This is a genomic window from Bradyrhizobium sp. Ken51, from assembly GCF_055807435.1.
In genome coordinates this window covers 1-16,153 of the sequence record NZ_JBVVPB010000061.1, presented here as the reverse complement: position 1 = coordinate 16,153, position 16,153 = coordinate 1, and the positions used below count along the sequence as shown (strand labels likewise).

General features: G+C 58.8%; 12 protein-coding genes and 1 pseudogene. 8 read left to right on the top strand and 5 right to left on the bottom strand.

The window, feature by feature from the left end:
* Positions 1-138: 138 nt before the first annotated feature.
* Positions 139-675, bottom strand: a complete 537-nt coding sequence (locus AC0L27_RS39715; protein WP_473323415.1) for a hypothetical protein — start codon at positions 673-675, stop codon at positions 139-141.
* 198 nt (positions 676-873) lie between these two features.
* On the bottom strand, positions 874-1,173 hold the full coding sequence (locus tag AC0L27_RS39710; RefSeq protein WP_473323413.1) for a hypothetical protein: 300 nt from the start codon (positions 1,171-1,173) through the stop codon (positions 874-876).
* An 869-nt stretch (positions 1,174-2,042) separates the two neighbouring features.
* On the opposite strand from AC0L27_RS39710, the gene AC0L27_RS39705 reads away from it, so the two are divergent.
* From AC0L27_RS39705 to AC0L27_RS39695, 3 genes are all read left to right on the top strand, one after another.
* Positions 2,043-4,004 carry a diguanylate cyclase domain-containing protein gene (locus tag AC0L27_RS39705; RefSeq protein ID WP_473323411.1) on the top strand — a complete coding sequence of 654 codons (1,962 nt, stop codon included), beginning with the start codon at positions 2,043-2,045 and terminating at the stop codon, positions 4,002-4,004.
* Positions 4,005-4,365: 361 nt separating this feature from the next.
* Positions 4,366-4,629, top strand: coding sequence for a hypothetical protein (locus AC0L27_RS39700; protein WP_473323408.1), 264 nt, complete (start codon positions 4,366-4,368; stop codon positions 4,627-4,629).
* 181 nt (positions 4,630-4,810) lie between these two features.
* Positions 4,811-5,098 carry a DUF1330 domain-containing protein gene (locus tag AC0L27_RS39695; protein ID WP_473323406.1) on the top strand — a complete coding sequence of 96 codons (288 nt, stop codon included), beginning with the start codon at positions 4,811-4,813 and terminating at the stop codon, positions 5,096-5,098.
* 37 nt (positions 5,099-5,135) lie between these two features.
* On the opposite strand, the gene AC0L27_RS39690 is transcribed toward AC0L27_RS39695, so the two are convergent.
* Together AC0L27_RS39690 and AC0L27_RS39685 are read right to left on the bottom strand one after the other, a co-directional pair.
* Positions 5,136-5,471: an adenylate/guanylate cyclase domain-containing protein gene (locus tag AC0L27_RS39690; RefSeq protein WP_473323404.1), complete on the bottom strand. Its 336-nt coding sequence runs from the start codon at positions 5,469-5,471 to the stop codon at positions 5,136-5,138.
* A complete protein-coding gene (locus tag AC0L27_RS39685) occupies positions 5,468-6,172 on the bottom strand; it encodes an alpha/beta fold hydrolase (RefSeq protein ID WP_473323402.1) in 705 nt (234 codons plus the stop codon). The genes AC0L27_RS39690 and AC0L27_RS39685 overlap by 4 nt, the downstream gene beginning before the upstream one ends.
* 763 nt (positions 6,173-6,935) lie before the next feature.
* Here AC0L27_RS39685 and AC0L27_RS39680 point away from each other — a divergent pair.
* The 4 genes from AC0L27_RS39680 (at position 6,936) to AC0L27_RS39665 (ending at position 14,604) form a co-directional block, all read left to right on the top strand.
* On the top strand, positions 6,936-9,689 hold the full coding sequence (locus tag AC0L27_RS39680; RefSeq protein ID WP_473323400.1) for a S8 family serine peptidase: 2,754 nt from the start codon (positions 6,936-6,938) through the stop codon (positions 9,687-9,689).
* A 1,339-nt stretch (positions 9,690-11,028) separates the two neighbouring features.
* Entirely contained in the window at positions 11,029-12,531 is a 1,503-nt protein-coding gene (locus AC0L27_RS39675; protein ID WP_473323398.1) for a DUF5939 domain-containing protein, read from the top strand.
* Between the two features lie 531 nt (positions 12,532-13,062).
* On the top strand, positions 13,063-13,509 hold the full coding sequence (locus AC0L27_RS39670; protein ID WP_473323396.1) for a hypothetical protein: 447 nt from the start codon (positions 13,063-13,065) through the stop codon (positions 13,507-13,509).
* Positions 13,510-14,037: 528 nt separating this feature from the next.
* Positions 14,038-14,604 carry a hypothetical protein gene (locus tag AC0L27_RS39665; RefSeq protein WP_473323394.1) on the top strand — a complete coding sequence of 189 codons (567 nt, stop codon included), beginning with the start codon at positions 14,038-14,040 and terminating at the stop codon, positions 14,602-14,604.
* Positions 14,605-15,183: 579 nt separating this feature from the next.
* Here the strand turns inward: AC0L27_RS39665 and groEL are convergent.
* Positions 15,184-15,402 (bottom strand): annotated as a pseudogene (gene groEL, locus AC0L27_RS39660) (chaperonin GroEL); the annotation flags it as partial.
* Between the two features lie 68 nt (positions 15,403-15,470).
* Here groEL and AC0L27_RS39655 point away from each other — a divergent pair.
* The gene (locus AC0L27_RS39655) at positions 15,471-15,701 is read left to right on the top strand and encodes a hypothetical protein (protein WP_473323392.1); all 231 of its coding nucleotides are present in this window, start codon (positions 15,471-15,473) and stop codon (positions 15,699-15,701) included.
* Positions 15,702-16,153 lie beyond the last annotated feature (452 nt).

Here is a 16,153-nt window from a genome sequence, read left to right as displayed (position 1 = left end):
GATTGCGCTTCATGCTCTGGTCCTCGTCTTGGGCCAGAGCGAACTTCAAACTGGATTAAGCCCGTGGGGCAAGGTCATCGCCCGTAGCGATGGTCTGGCCGGAAGGCATGAATGTGGTAATCAGACCGGCTTGCGTTATCAGGCGGCTTCTTGCTCTGCGAGCCGTGACGCCAGGATCCAAAGTCCAAAACCATCAAGCGCGACGACTCCGACAAGTAGCACGAGAGAGTATGCAATCTGCTCGTCAATATTGCGGCCCAATGAGAGCGCTAACGCGATAGCCGCTACACCGTAGACAATGAACCTGTAGATGGTTGGGAGCCAGGAGAAAAGCCGATCGTGTTCAGACCAACTGACGTTGCTGAACATGAGCGCTACTTTTGCCGAGAACCAACTCGACTTAGCCCAGAACACGACGCAAGCAATGAACAGGGCGACGGGGCACCAGAACGGGCTTATTCCCAACTCGCAGTCTGGGTTCGATGGATCACTTATCCCATCTACCAGCTCCCGGCCTTGACTGGTCAAAAGAAGTAAAATTGCCCCAACCAGAATAACGATTGCGACAATAGCGGTAGGGCGAACGACCGTGAAAACCGCCTCGGGCAGCATTCTTACGGCGAGAACGGCCCCAATGATCAAAACGGCGGGTAGCCACGCAAGAACGTCTGGCATAGGAGCCCCCTCCGGGCTCGGCGCGCGCTTCTTGAGGAGCACCTTCAACTGCAAGACGCTGGAGCAACCGGGATATCGGCAGGTGATACCAGGGTGCCCGCTACGGCTGGCGACATTGAGGACGAAGCCTTACTATCAAATTCAAGTCAAGACACTGAGGGTCAAAGACGAACAGCACCCGGACCGCAAGGCACGCGCTCAGCCTGATAATACGCGAAGACGCGAGATTGTGGAATGGCTCACATGTAAGATCGCGCTACCGCGCATCGCCGGTCGGTCCTGCTCTCGAAGTCCTGGCGTTTCTTCGAGCTCTTTTTGAGCATTGACGAGAAACACTGTAACAAGCCTTTCACCCTTCGCGTTCTTGGGCCGTACCGTGCCCTGGACGCGAACTTCCGGATTTTCGTCGTCCGGCGCTCGGTGGGCGACCACACCATCCACCAAATCGATGGTCAACTTGCCGCCACAGGGCACACGCTGCCAGACTTTGGCCTTCATCTCCGTCCGTTCCGTCCGAACGACTTGCCCTTCCGAATCCCTGATCTTTTTGTTGACGGCTTTGACGTGCTCGTGCTCGTAGAGCCGCTCGTATCACCGCCGCTTACCGGCGTGCTGCAGATCGTCGCCAAGATGCGCGGCTGGACGAGAACGAATATCCGGACGCGGCAACGCCCGGCGCTTCAAGTGATTGCTAAGGCTAGTCCTTATTCCTTGGACTTCTTCTTGCGCGCCTCAAGCTGTTCCATCATAGGTCTACATACCGGGCGTCCCGCTTCAGCGTGGTCATCTCTTGCCAGCAGATGCGCGGCATATTCATTGCGGTAGGTCCCGGCCGCCCCGCAGATTTGCGTCCCTGGCGCGTCCCCGGACGGGGAAGGGATGCGTCCCCGACTAAAGCAAGGCTGAATTCGGCCGGAAATTGGTGCCCAGGGGCGGACTCGGCCCGCCCTCATGTAACCGAAGCAATTTCAAAGACTTAGCGACTCTCCTCCATCTCTCTTTGTACCACCGCTCTGTGCTCGCGTCCACGGCCTCCCACACGGTGTCAGGAGAAGATCACGGGAGGGCATTGCCGGCTCGATCTATAGGGATCTGCACCCATCATCGGCCAAAAATTGTTCGCAATGTAGTTTTCATTCCAGCGGCACCTCAGGGAGAGAGCAAGACAAGAACAGGCTCTGGCCGCTCCCCGCGTGGCCGATCTACGCGGCTGGCTTGCGGTGGCGTACCCGGGCGGCCGGCGGAGCCCGCGGTGCTTATTGCCACAGTCACTGCCGGATTCCGCTCGGGTTCTCAATGGGCTGTTAGCCAAACGCCTGCATTTGCCTCAACGCAGCCCCCGCTTGTTAGCGGCTTTGAAGCTAAAAATGATGATCGTCATCTTGAATGCACCCTTAGCAGGTGACTCCGTCGTGGCATCACTAAATCAGGCGATACATCGCAAGCCTCAACTGGTCGTCGGCGCCTTCCTGGCCGTCATGATGGCGTGCGTCCTTGGCCTCGTCTCGTGGAAGGCCTCAGTGGCCCGTCAAGCCACCCTGGCCCGGGCTCAGGAGGATTTAGGCAATCTGGCCCGTTCGCTAGCTCGGCACACAACCAATACCCTCAAGGCCCCTGATGTGGCTATGACCGGGTTGGCAGACTTGCTGAAGTACCAGGACCCACTGCCTGAGCGGCTCAATGCCCATCTGGTCGCCACGACCCATTCGCTGCCTCAGATCCGCGAGATTGGCGTTTTGCAGGCCGAGGGCAACTGGCGATACTCGTCTTTCGAGCGTCTACCAGACCATAACAACTCTGATCGGGCGTACGTCGCGCACCATCGAGACAATCCCAGCCCCAAGATGCTCGTGAGCGGACCGATCGTCTCCAGGACTAGCGGGCAACCATCCATCATCCTGTCGAAGCGGATCAGCACTCCAACCGGGGACTTCGCAGGTGTCGTGGTCGCGGCGATCGACTGCGACTACTTCAGCAACTTCTATTCGTCCTTTGGCGTCGGCGCTCAAGGCGGCATCAGCCTCCTGTCCACCGACGGAACAATGTTCGCTCGCTGGCCGGTAGTGGAAAGCGGCCGAAAGCTCGCCGACACCTCTCTGTTCCAGAAGCGCATAAGCGAAAGCCCTAGCGGGTCCTACAAAATCACGTCGCCGTTCGATGGTCTGGTCAAATACATCGCCTACGAGCTGGACCCCGAATACGCCGTGGTAGCCACGGTAGCGCGATCAGAGAATGAGGTATTGGCAAACTGGCGGACCGATCTAATCTCGGATGCGGTCGTAGCGGTCCTGCTGGTCGCAATCATCGTCGCCATGGCGGCGCTGTTGAGGAGCCAATTCACCTTCAGGACTGGACTCGAACGGTCGCTGCGGGAGCGGGAGGCGCGTCTGCGTTTGTTGGCGGACAACATCGCCGACATCGTGATCGTGATGGACCGAAGGGGATACCTCCGCTACGTGTCACCTTCTGTGGTGGCTGTGCTCGGGATGACCGAGAATGATTTCCTCGGTAGGTCGTGTCTCGACGTGGTCCATGACGACGATCGCGATAAGGTCACGGCTGCGAGCCGAGAATTGAAGCACGCGAACGCCTCCAGCTCTGTCCGGTTCCGTATTCGACGGGGAGATGGGGCGATCGCCTGGTTGGAGGCGCACTTCAAGCTGGCCGAGCAGTCCATCGGCGGCGAGCTGGAGATCGTCGGAACTCTTCGCGACATCACGAAGCAGAAGCGCCTCGAGGACGAGCTGTCATCAGCCAACCTTAGACTGGCGCAGCTCGCGACGACAGACGGTCTGACGCGGCTCGCGAATCGGCGCAGCTTCGATGCCTTCTTGCGGGAGGCCTACGCCAAACATGACATGCTATCGGTTCTCCTGATGGACATTGACCAGTTCAAGGGCTTCAACGACGCGCTGGGCCACCAGGCCGGGGACGGTTGCCTCCAGCGCATTGCCGAGGTGATCGGAAGCGCCACCGCAAATACGGGAGGATTGTCGGCGCGGTACGGCGGCGAGGAGTTCGCCGTGGTCCTGCCCGGCGTGAACGAGGAAAGGGCGGTGAAGGTGGCCGACGCGATTCGGATGCTGGTCGCTCGTTTGCAGATCTACCATCCGCGCTCGCCGCGAAAGTACGTAACGATAAGCGTGGGCGTCGCCGAAAAGCGGGATGCGACCACGGATGAGTTGGCGCTCACCCGTGACGCCGACATAGCTTTGTACCGCGCGAAGGAACAGGGCCGGGACTGCTCGGTCGCAAGCTCCTCGCTCGTATCCTCGCGCCTGGAGATGCCGTCGCTGGTGCCCTCACTGCCTGATCTGGAGGGTGCGTGATGAGAGCACCGGTCTAGCGAGGGACACGGCGAGTTGCGTTCGACCGGGCTATTCCGGCGAGCATGATGGCGATCGACGGAACATGGCAGCGCGCTTGCACCTTGAAAGATATATCTGATGTGGGAGCCAAACCTCCTCATCGATGGCTCGGTGGAAGGCTTGCCGTGAAGGAGTTCTTCTGTGTTTCGGCGGGGGGTCTCGACCTTGATCGGCGTGGGGTCCGATCAATCAGATTCAACACAATCAGTGACTTAAAGGGGTTCCGAACGCGCCGATGGGGGGTCACTTTTCGGTCAGCATTCACACTAACCGCCAGGAACGAGCCGGCGGCCAAGGATCCGTCACGGCAGGAGGGATTTCGATGTTGATGACGAAGCAAAGACGGCCGGCGATCCGGACGCTGCGTGGCTGGGCCATCCACGTGCTGCAGAGGCCGAAGATCCGCGAATGCGAGAAGCACGGCTGGGCGCAGGACCGCGCCGATCCGCATGCGCGGGAGCGCGCGCTGGATATGGCAAGGCAGGAGCCACCGGACGGCATTTCCCCGGAAGCGGCACTCGCGGGGGTCCGGGACGTGTTGGAGTCGATGGGGGACACTTGCCCCGAGTGCCCGGTCGACTATTGACGAGAATCGCAGCTGCACCATCGCAGCTGCACCTTCGTAGGTTCAGCCGTCACGCGCTTCCCGGATGAGTTCGCCGGTTGCAGTCCCCAGTTATCTGCGACAACGGACAAGAGTGAGACGCGCCCCAAGAAGCATGCTAGCTGCGCGTCTTCTCTCAGATCATTGCCGTGGGAGGTTGATTATGCCCGCCTATTTCATTGTCCAAAATACCATCAAAGACGAAGCGCAGTATCAGAAATACGTGCAAGCAGTCGTACCATTCATAGCCAGCTTTGGCGGAAAGCTTGCAGCCAGGCGAGCGAAGGTGGAGGTGCTGGAAGGCGAACACGATCAGCGCCCCGTCGTCATGTTCGCGTTTCCCGACATGGAGGCGATCCACGCCTTCTGGAATTCGCCGGACTATGTTCCGATCAAGAAGCTGCGCGAGGGCATAGCCACCATGAACATCTGGGCATTTCCCGGCGCCTGATCGGTGGACGACAGGTGGCTGCTGGCGGGCGCAGAGGCTAACCGGTGGCCGCGAACAGATCCCATTTGCCCGGCAGCCCCTTCAATTCGTACGAACCGCGCTCGCTGAAGCGTAGTCCCGCGCCCGCGACGAGATCGGTCACAACTCGCGAAACCAGCACCTCGTCCGGCCCGGACTGCGACATAACGCGGGCCACCGCGTGGACGGCGATGCCCCCAATATCGCCGCGCCGCATCTCGATCTCGCCAGTATGCAGACCAGCGCGTACCGGCAGCCCGATCTGACGGGCGGCACTGCTGAACGACAGCGCGCACCGGATCGCACGACCGGGCCCGTCGAAGGTGGCGAGCACGCCGTCACCGGTGGTCTTCACCAGATTGCCTCATGCCGGTCAATGAACTGACGCGCAAGCGCGTCGTGCTCGTCGAGGCGGCCCCGCCACCGCTGGTCGCCCATTTCGGCCGCCTGCCGCGTGGAGTCGACGATGTCGGTGAACATGACTGTCGCGAGAATGCGCTCGAGATCGGTGTCGCCCGCCTGGCGATGGCCGGTCACGAATTCCTCGATGTCGCCGACCAGGGTCTCGGTGTCCCCGGTCCAGAATGCGTGATCTCCGGACGAATACTCGATGTACTTCGACCGGGGTATTCCCGCCGCCATCTTAGCGGCCGCGTCCGGATTGGACGCCTCGCTCGCGAACACGTTCGCCAGGAAGCTTCCGCTGCCCCAGCGCTTGACGAGGTTCGTTAGCCTTTCATCGGCCTCTGCAGGGGAAAAGCTCGGCGGAAACAGGTCGGCGATGGAGGCAAGGCCGCCAAAAAGAACCAGGTGGGGGATACGATCTGGATAGGTCGTCGCGAACAGAACGCTCATGGCAGCGTCCTCGGAGAAACCGACCAACACGGCCCGTCGCGATCCGATTGCGTCCATCACCGCCCGGACGTCGTCGATGCGGTCCTCGAGCGAAGGCACATCGGCAAGCCTGTCGGACAGGCCTTGTCCTCTCTTGTCGAAAGTGACGACCCTCGAGAACCTGGCCAGCCGGCGAAGGATTTGCGTGTAGCGGGGCAGCACGTGCTTCCACTGAGGTGGCGGCCGGTTGGCGTCGCAGCGAGCATCGTCGAGCTCCCTTGCGGGTCGTCGTCATAACGTTCAGAGTGAAGGAAATGGGTGAGCGGGTCGCAGTTTCCGGCGTCTAAAAAGCGTCGGTATCGGGCAGCCAAGCTCAGGGCTGCAGCCCAGCTCGCGCGCAATCCGCTTCAGCCCTCATCCGCACGCTCTCAGGCGCAACATCTCCGCCACGTCATTTGGCGTCTTCATCACCTGCCCCCATGGATCACTCCACGGCGAGCCTCTAGTGATTCGTTCCTTGTTCATTTGCTCTCTCCTTGGCTATCCAAGGAGGGGGCAATTCCTCATGGCGCCGAGGCGGCAGTTTTCCATGGCGCGCGACAGCGAGGGCTGCAACGCGCGTCAACGACGGCTTCAATGCGCGTTTGCTCTGACGGCTGGCTGGGCTCACTCACTCGCCTGCAACCCTGCCTCGCTCTGCACGTTCGCGTTTGCGTGGTTATGGAACGATGGGCTGATCGGGTTCACGAGCCTGTCTGTTTTGAATCGAACTAGCAATCTTGTGAACTAAATCACTGCATAATCTTCCGTCGTACTGTTAGGGTTCATTTATTGATTTGCTAGGATGCTCAACGCAAAAGATTGAGCGCGACCGCGTCGTATGTTGACGCGAAGCAAATTTGATTGTGCCGGCTTGTGCGCCATTGCGACGATTCAGAAATCGGATCAAAGTCGCCTTGTAAGAATGTTCATTTGGAGGAAGCCAATGAACGAAACCTTCTTACCCAAGCGTTTGGCCTATTGCTGCCGTTCAGCGCGGTTGAAAACATTCGTTGCGACCTTATTGGTTGCTGCGCCCGTCGCGCTTGCGTCCGCGCAGTCCGTTGCTCCCGCGGAAGGCGCGTCTAGCGGCCAGAATAGCGCTATGCGCATCAATCGGGACGGCGAGGGTGACCCCATTTCGCTCGAAGCCGTTCAGGACGGGGTCAGAAACTTCGAATTGCGCCAGGCGGGCGTTGGGCGACCTAGTGCCACCAGCGCGGATGACACCAAACGTCGCGACTTCGGACCGAGCAAGTCTGATGTGGCGGATCGGTTGGTTTTCCCTGTCGATCGCAAGCCGCCGCGCGATGCACTTCCGCATCGGGGCGCCGAGGCGACAACAGTCCAAACGGAGGCGCCCAACAGGCCGCTGTCTGCGCCAAAGGATCGCCCAAAGCCTCCGGCCGATTATCCTTCGCGCGGCGCGTCGGATGTCCGATCATTTGAGGCCTATCAGCTTGGGTTCTCGGGAGGGACGATGACACCGGCCTCCGGGGTCGACCCGCGCATACGATCGGATTTAGCGGCAGGGGAGCGGACTGAGACCTATGCCTTTCTGCTGATGGAATCGCTGCCGGACGCGGCCACGGAGCGCACGCTGATGAGCGAGTTCGGGGTCGCATCGCTCGGGCTGCATGGGACAGCACTCAAGGTCCGCGTCCCCCTGCAAGCACAGGCGTTGGAGGGCATTGCCAAAATGCCCGGGTTTAGATCATTGTCTTACCCCTCACCCGACCAAAAATTAGCGCCGGAGCTGAAATCTGCCATCGAGCGTCTCGGCTCCGAGGTGGTTCGATTTCCAATTATCATCAGCCTGTTCGAAACTGATCCCAAAACTTCGTTCGCCGAACGGGTCCAAGCTACGGGTGCGGAGGTCGGTCGCTACGACCCGGTGTTGCGGAGCTATGAGGCTCTCGCAACTCCCGAACAGATCCGCATTCTTTCCGGTTTGGATTTCATCCTGTTCATCGAAATCGAGCGCCGGAGCGGCGGTGGACACGATCAGAGCATGGCTACGAATGGAGTCGATTACATCCGTGCGTCCGGCTTCCTGGGTGCGGGAACTGTATTGGGCTTACTCGACACCGGCGCCATGTTGGGAAGTGCGGCCGCAACCATGCACCAAGACCTCAACAAGAACGGTTGCGGGATTAATTTCACGAGCGACGCCGCGGGCGTTTGGAATGATCAGAATGGCCACGGCACTCACGTTCTCGCAACCATCTCCGGAACTGGCACCGCGAAAGCGCGGTTCCGCGGCGTCGCAACTGCGGTCGGCTCGCGTGAGCGCATCCGGGTTGGAAAGATCTGGAAATCGACCAACACCGGACAAAACTCTTGGCTTCGGGACGCGATCGACTACATGGCGGACGCAACCAGCTGCGACGCGCCGCGGCCCTCGGTCGTTAATCTCAGCGGTGGGGCGAGCGGATCGGGACAGACTGGGACCGACTCCGAATCGCGCAAGCTCGATGCCCGCGTCTGGGAATCCCGCCAGGCCTACATCGTGTGCTCCGGCAATAACGGCCCGGGCGCGCAATCGATCTGGTCTCCCGGTGTGGCCAAGAATGCGCTTACAGTTGGAAACGTGCAGGACGCGGGATCAAGCCTAGTTGGCGAACTGTCCGGCAGCAGCAGCCGCGGCCCGACGGGCGATAATCGGATGAAGCCAGACCTCGTCGCAACGGGCGCTGTCGTGACCTCCGCGCAGGCGGGAACGACGGATGGTTATACGGATAAGAGCGGATGCAGCATGGCAACGCCACATGTCAGTGGCATCGCGGCGACGTTGCTGGAGCACTATCCTGATTTCAGAGAGCGACCGCACTTGCTGCGTGCCCATCTCATGGCTTCCGCTACGCTGCATTCGGACGAGGTTAGTCCCGCGAACAACACTGGTGGCGGTCGCAATGATTTTGGACTCGGACGCGTCTCCGATTATCAATCGCATTGGGCGCGCCTCGACCTCAATGGCTGGAGCGGCCATTGGGCGTGGATGACAATCACCGACAAATCTTGGGGCTTCTTCGACATCGACGTGCCTCGGGGTACCAAGCGGGTCGTCGCTGTGCTTACTTGGGACGAGCCCGAAGCGAGCGCAGGAGCGTCACAGGCGGTGACATACGATGTTGACCTGTGGGCCGATCCCGGCGCCAGTTGCACGCCGGACGCAGTTGGACAATGTGGTGGCTGGGCCTCGCAGTCTAATATCGACAACGTCGAATATCTCATCATCGACAATCCACCTCCTGGCGTTCTCCGGCTCAAAGCAATCAACTGGAGAGCTCCCTCATTTGGCTTGCCGGTGGCAATCGCGGCTAAAATCATTCGCGGCGATCCAACGCCTGCGATTTCGATGACGGCTACGCCGAGCACAACGTCTCCCGCGATCGGCTCGACCTTCACAATCAAGACAACCATTTTCAACCCGAGTTACGAGGCATATGGAGTTCAGGTGTCAGCGGCGGCGGGGTCTAGCGGTCTAAGCCTGCTCGGGGTCTCGACCACCCGCGAGGATGGGGTGGCGATGGATTTTCCAAATGCGGCCAGCCTCACACTTGGCACTGTAACGGAGGCCGATACGCGCTCCGCCATCTGGAAATTCAGTGCCACCTCGCGAGGTCCGCAGACCGTCCGCTTCAGCGGCCGCTCCAACAACGGCGGCACTGTCTTCAAGAGCGTGACCGTTACACCTTGAGCACCCCGGGCGGACCGTATCCTAATTTGACCAAGGTCGCCTTAGACATCCTAGTTCAGAGTACACGGTCGGCCGAATCGCCGAATCGCGAATGTATCGCTGTTGAGAACGCGCGAGGGTTCGAGACGATAGGCACGCAATAGCGAACCTCCGGGATCAGCAGCTTCGGACCGGAGACCGACCTTCGGCAGAGATTGGTCGGACCGGTCGGTTAACGGATTAGTAACGGCTTCTTGCCAGCCTGCAACCATTGCAGATCGTCGCCGCGGCTAGTTTAGAAAACATATCGTCTCTCTCAGTTCATACCTGCTCGGTTGGCAGTCTCATCAAGGGACAAGTCCGCTATGTGCAAGGGAATTCTGATTTCGATTAATGCGCTATTCCTTTTGCTGATTTGCGATCAGTTCTGGTCGAACGGCCGCTATACGGATGTTGCTATCGTGATGGCGAAAGACATCAGTCGCTCTTTCGGCGTCTGATGCAGCCAGTTTCCGCGAGTTCGAAATGACTGACGCAGGTGCTCTTGACGCATTGAACCAGAGAGAATGCCCGGATTGCTGGTCAAAAAAGATGTTATCTGGATTGGCGGGTTGATTGCGGAGCACTTGGAATGCCTCCCCGGTGAGGCACGCTTTTACGTTGCTCCGCGACCTCCACATGCCATAGTCTTCATCCGACAATAGACCATGCGAGAATCAACAAGCGCTTGCCATGGGTCAACCGCGCCTGCCGTCATTGCCGACCACCTACTTGCAGCCGCGGCAGATCGTAAGCTTGCGCTTCAATGCCTCATCTTCTTGCTCAACCAGGTGCTGTGCCGCGATGTTGTCTGCCCCCGAATTGGGCTAGGAAGGTCTTGCTGCGCGGGATTTCCTGGTTCGCGCCGCATAACCTGACATTTCACTTGACCGACGCTGCCGGCCGGAGAGCGTCGGTCCGCGATGACGGCTCGCCATTGGTCTTCGCCGAAGGCCTTGGATTCTTGGCCGGCGCTGGTGACGACGATACTTTGGCCGCCGCGGTTGTCGGCCAGGCATTCTTTGGGTGGCCGGAGGCGCCGGCTCCCGTTCGCTCGACGGCGGAGCGAGCGGAAGCGGCGGAGCGACTAAGGTCTTTGGCGCCCCCCTGCTGGCTCTCATGGACATGATGGACGAGACCAGACATTGCCTATTCGACCAAGGCGTCGCATTGCCGACTGATACAGGCCAATAGAGCTGACTTTTCTTATCCGGCTCGGTTCGACTAAAACCAGTTGGAACAAAGGGACCGCGTCGATTGCCGCGTGGCTAGTCGGCCGACTAACCAGTATTGCCGGCATGGAGCGAGGTAGCATACTGATATGAACGGGTCATCCCCAGTCAACGAAGGCCTCCTGAATCAGCGCCTCATAGAGCTCGGGTCGATAGCGAGTTGGGCGCCGCAGACCCTCTCGGATCTCGAAGGTTTTATTCGCGCCTCCGGCGACTATGATCTCTTTCGAGTCAATCCTATCCAGTACGCGACTGCCAACGGCCTAAGTGACGCCGAAGGAATCGAGCTGTTCGTGTACGCCGCTAAGGTTGGGCTATTCGAGATGCAGTGGCTGCTCATCTGCGCCTACTGCCCGCAGGTCGCCGGCACTTTTCGTGAGCTAGACCAGGTTCATCCACGTTTCCAATGCGAATTCTGCAACGCCCTCAATGAGGCGGCGCTTGACGACTACATCCAAGTCACCTTTACCGTCTCGAGTTCGATTCGCGACATCCTATATCGTCATCCGGACATGCTGTCCGTCCAGGACTACTATCTCCGTTACAACTTCTCCAAGGACTTCAAGCCCCCGCACGGAATGACACACGAGCAACTGGTTGCGGCACTCTCGCGGGGATTCGCCGATATCGAGGCGGGTCAGCGGTTGATATTTGAATTCGCCGTAACTGCCGGTCGTTTCGAGGTGCTCGATCTTAGCCATAAACTTCTTCTGGTTTTCTTCGCGAACGGTGAACCGGCGGAACGCCAGGAAACGCTTGTCCAACTCGAATCGGGCCGGTTCGTTACGGATCGACCCACTAAACCGAGAGATATGATTCTTGGCGACGGACGCTTTGCGTTTCGACAGACGGCCGATCTTAGCCCAGGCAAACACATCATCCACATTGAGAACCGCACCAAGGATTGTGGCCGCTTCTGGTTTCTCCAATACCCTTTCCAGTTCCAGCCCCATCTGGTCGAATATGAGCCTTTTCTTTCCGGTAAGCGATTGTTGCTGACGCCCTGCTTCGGCGAACTGTACAAGACCCAGCTGGTGGACGAGCGCGAAAGCCTGGCCGTCTCCGACGTCACCTATCTGTTTACTGATCTAAAGGATTCGACGCCGTTGTACGAAAACATCGGCGACGTGAACGCTTATTTTCTCGTTCGTCAGCACTTCGACATCTTGAATAAGATCATCAAGATTCGATCTGGCACTATCGTGAAGACGATCGGTGATGCAGTCATGGCTGCCTTCGGGCGTCCCCAGGACGCGGTTCTTGCATCCGTCGAGATGATCGAAGAGCTGTCGCGTTTCAATCGGACCGCTTCGCAGCCGCTCGGCCTCAAAATCGGCGTGCACAGAGGCAGGGCCATAGCCGTAAGGCTCAATGACCGGATCGACTACTTCGGACAGGACGTGAATATTGCCGCCCGTGTGCAAGGTCTAGCCGGCGTCAACGAAATCTGCCTGACAGAAACGGTGATGGAGGCCCCTGGAGTGAGTGACATCGTCAAAGGATGCTCGGCATCGCGCGACTACCAAAATTTGAAGGGCATCGGCCAAAAAATGGAAATACATCGTATCAAAATTCATCCGGCGCAGAGATAGAGGACCGCGCGCGTCCGGCAACGCAGACCGATTGTCGGCTGCGGTTTAAGCGCCAATTTCGCGCCACTGCGCGTATATTCCGGGCGAACGAGGCCAGCAGGCATCGCTGTGTCTGCATTCCCAAGCAGCGCCATTGTTCGGAGATCCAACCTGGAGTGACTAGGTTCGAGCCAGGGTGCACACGCAAGCAGCGCAACGTTCGCATTTGTACGACATCGAAGCCATACTTTGCATGTGCGCGCAGGTGAAGCCGACCTCTGCGTCTTGGAGAGAGCTAATCCTCTCAAGCGCTGAAGGCTCGGCTCTCTCTCCCTCCCTCTCTCTCTCGGGCAAATGGCGTCGCTTCTGCGTCGCAACATCTCCGATAACCACGTTACCGTTTTTAATCTACCTTTACCGATCTACTAAGAATTCCGGCTTCAAGATCGTCTCGAATGGGAGACGACCCATGCCGTTGATTAAATATTTCGGGTTTGTCGCGCCCTTGTCCTTTGGCTGATCGGATTGGGGTGGTGTTTGCCGCAGCAAGTGATGGAACCTACCGGTGGCTCGACCGAAAGGCCCGCCATAAGGATAGCCTCGGCCGAACGGGTGCCCGAGCGGGTCGTTATCGACACGAGTTTGCCGACGATCGTCTCGCCGCCGAGCGTACTGGAGTTTGCTGAACGATGGCCACAAACAACTGTTGCAGCTGTCGTGCCTCCTCCCAAGATAGCAACTGCGACGCCGGTTGGGGACGTACCGACAAAGCCGACTCTCTCAAACCGAGAGCGTTCGAAAAAGCTTGCTGTTCATCAATCAAATACGAATATCAAATCCTCAAGGAACGACAAAGCAACAACCTCACCTGCAGTCGCTGAATTGTCTCTGTTGGACAGCTTGAAGGAAGGGTTGGGGCAAGCCCAGGAAAAACTGGTGGCGAGCCTCGAAACCGTGACAACCAACGCTTCGAAGTCCCGGCTCGAAAAACGGCGATGATGCTACTGCCCAACATCGTCGTTGGGGGCTGACCGCGATTGTACGTACAGAAATTCGGAACCCGACAGATGAGGCACCTGAAGGGGAGCAAGTGCTCCTCGAGGGAGATACTGCACCAGCACGAGGCTGCCTTGTCCAGCCTGCGAGCGCTCCGGTCCTGGCGATCTGTCGGAGGGTTCATCGTCGAACTGAAGCGCAACGATTAACGACGGCTGATGAAGGCCTTTGATGATCCCGGCCCGGTCAACTAAGTGGCTGGGGGAACGATGAAAGCGAGATGCGGCGCCATGCATAATGTTTTCCTTGGCATCACCTTCGCCGGAGCCCTGGTGCTCGTCTTGGCCTCTCTTATCGCACTTCAGAGGATAATCGAGTGATCGTCGCCTGACGATCCGTTGCACTGCTTGCGAGGAACTTTGGCTTGTCGCGGTTTCTTCCAAGTGTGTGAGCCATCTCTCACAAGATTGCGTCGAGTCTAGCGTAAGTTTGGCGTGTAGGTCGCCTTCCGCAAACATCGTGGAGATCGAAATGGCCAAAAATCCAACGGGCTCTGCAAGTGACCGTCTTCCGCATCCATTCAGCGAATTGCTCGCCGCCACCACCGTACCGCCGCGAGCCGAGTTCCTCGTGCACAGCGTAAAGGTCGTTTGCGGCAGACAAACCGAGACGAACTGCTGCTGTACCGCAGGCGCCCGGCCCGGCGTGTACGCGACCGAGGTCAACATTCAAAATATCACCGGTCAGCCGGCGCAGGTCGCGAAATTTTTCGTACCCTTGATCAACGCGGGCGCCGTTATTGGACGCGAGCCCAAATTCGCCGATCCAGCTAAAATCTCTCAACACACCGGCGAGCTCATCACCCTTCCACCGCTGGCGGCGACGATGGACGATTGCTGCCACATCGCGGAATTGCTGCTCGGCGGTCCGCCAAGCGGAGAGTCGGCGCTCACAATCGGCTATCTCACGATCGGGAGCTTCTTCGAATTGGCTGTCTCTGCGGTCTATACAGCGACCCCCCTGAGCGGAGACGGCATCAGCATTGATGTCGAGTACATTCTGCCGCGGCGGCTGGGACGTGGCCCGGGTCAAGGCTGAACCGCCCGACAGAACAAAGGTCATTGCGAGGTGTTGGCCCCTTTGCGCACGCTGGGCGGTCTTCCTTGCCGAGGAAATCCACCTGCAGCGGAAATTGGGCCTACCTCCCGATAGGTCCGCGTCGCGCGCAAGCATTCAGCTTCGTTTGAAGAAGATCCGAGCTGCTGCGCGAGCAAGAACGGGGATTCGCAAATCTTTGTTATGGAAGACTCGGCCGGAGGCCGATCGACCTACCACGAAGGCGCGCCAAGCACATTGCGGAAGCCAAAGGCACCGCGTCCCACGGATGCCACGTTACCGGGATTGGCACCTCCCAAATTAGAGCCCCCGGGCAAGAGCTTAGCCGACGACGTCTGTAACGGCTGAGGATTTTGACAAGAATCTGCTGGGTTGTCTCCAACGAAACTCTCCGCATCACGGCCATGGTCAACGCATGTCCTCAGCGACTCGAGCCAAAATGGCCGATTGTGATGTTGCGGATTTATGAAAGGTGATGAGCAGCGTCCTTGTCATGTCGCCGCCCAACTTCTCGGCCTCGCCACTCTGACGTACTCACCTGTCGAACCCGTAGGCTCAAATTTTGTTTTCCGAAACTTTGCCGGCGATCACTGACCCATCTTCCCCGGAATTGATCGCTATCTGTCGGGCGGGGCAGGACGAGAGTTTGCGCACGATCTCAACGCCCCTGTTCTGATCGTCGTTCTTGCGCAGGCACTTGAGTCGCTTGGAATCACGCAACAGGGCGACACCGCCGCCGGGAGCGATAGCCTTCGCACCTGCAGCAACGATCCTCGTTGCTTAAAATCGGTCTGCCGATAAGCTTTCCATATTGTCGCCAGTTCATTTAAGCACCTTTGGAGATTGCTTTGACGAACGACACAGCCGTTTACGTCGTCGGTCGCGTCGATCCAACTACCCGCAGCAAGGAGTGGGCCGGCCGCATGGGCACGCGACGCACCATCGCCAGAGATGGGCTTACCATCGATCCTGCATCCCTCGCCTATTGCCGGCACGAATGGCTGAACGGAAGCGGTTACGTCGATATCGAGCGGGTACGAGAATTCCCGTCGATGTTCACGCTCCAAGCATCAAGATGAACCGGCAGCCTCCTCCGGAAGAGACAGTCCGCCGACTGCTAGGCCGCCTCGCAAGACGAGGTCGGCCCGCTCGAGTGCTTTCGACAACGCCTCACGCGACCGACAGCAACCCAAACCGCGAATTCGCGAAAACCGATCAGTCAGTGGTTTGGTTCTTCGTCTTCTTACCGATCTTCGTGCTGCTCTACGCGATAGTCGAGAAAATGCACGTTAGATAACGCACTCGGCGGCCGCGCGTCGATCTCAAGTCGCAAACGTCCTTAGTCGCATCGCTTGAAGATGCCCTGCTCTAAACTAAATCCCGATCACACTAGTGATCCCTGAGTGCATTCCGCTGGGCAACTCGTATCAGGTCGACCGTTGAAGCAATGGGGGAGCCGCTTTGATCTATCTCAATTCTCTGACAGGAGCGGGCATCAGTTTGAGAGAGTCGCGTCCATCGCTTCGCCGCG

Bases quoted from the DNA above. Each gene is read 5' to 3' on its own strand.
- AC0L27_RS39715 (WP_473323415.1), bottom strand. From the start codon at position 675: ATGCCAGACGTTCTTGCGTGGCTACCCGCCGTTTTGATCATTGGGGCC.
- AC0L27_RS39710 (WP_473323413.1), bottom strand. From the start codon at position 1,173: ATGAAGGCCAAAGTCTGGCAGCGTGTGCCCTGTGGCGGCAAGTTGACC.
- AC0L27_RS39705 (WP_473323411.1), top strand. From the start codon at position 2,043: ATGATGATCGTCATCTTGAATGCACCCTTAGCAGGTGACTCCGTCGTG.
- AC0L27_RS39700 (WP_473323408.1), top strand. From the start codon at position 4,366: ATGTTGATGACGAAGCAAAGACGGCCGGCGATCCGGACGCTGCGTGGC.
- AC0L27_RS39695 (WP_473323406.1), top strand. From the start codon at position 4,811: ATGCCCGCCTATTTCATTGTCCAAAATACCATCAAAGACGAAGCGCAG.
- AC0L27_RS39680 (WP_473323400.1), top strand. From the start codon at position 6,936: ATGAACGAAACCTTCTTACCCAAGCGTTTGGCCTATTGCTGCCGTTCA.
- AC0L27_RS39675 (WP_473323398.1), top strand. From the start codon at position 11,029: ATGAACGGGTCATCCCCAGTCAACGAAGGCCTCCTGAATCAGCGCCTC.
- AC0L27_RS39670 (WP_473323396.1), top strand. From the start codon at position 13,063: ATGGAACCTACCGGTGGCTCGACCGAAAGGCCCGCCATAAGGATAGCC.
- AC0L27_RS39665 (WP_473323394.1), top strand. From the start codon at position 14,038: ATGGCCAAAAATCCAACGGGCTCTGCAAGTGACCGTCTTCCGCATCCA.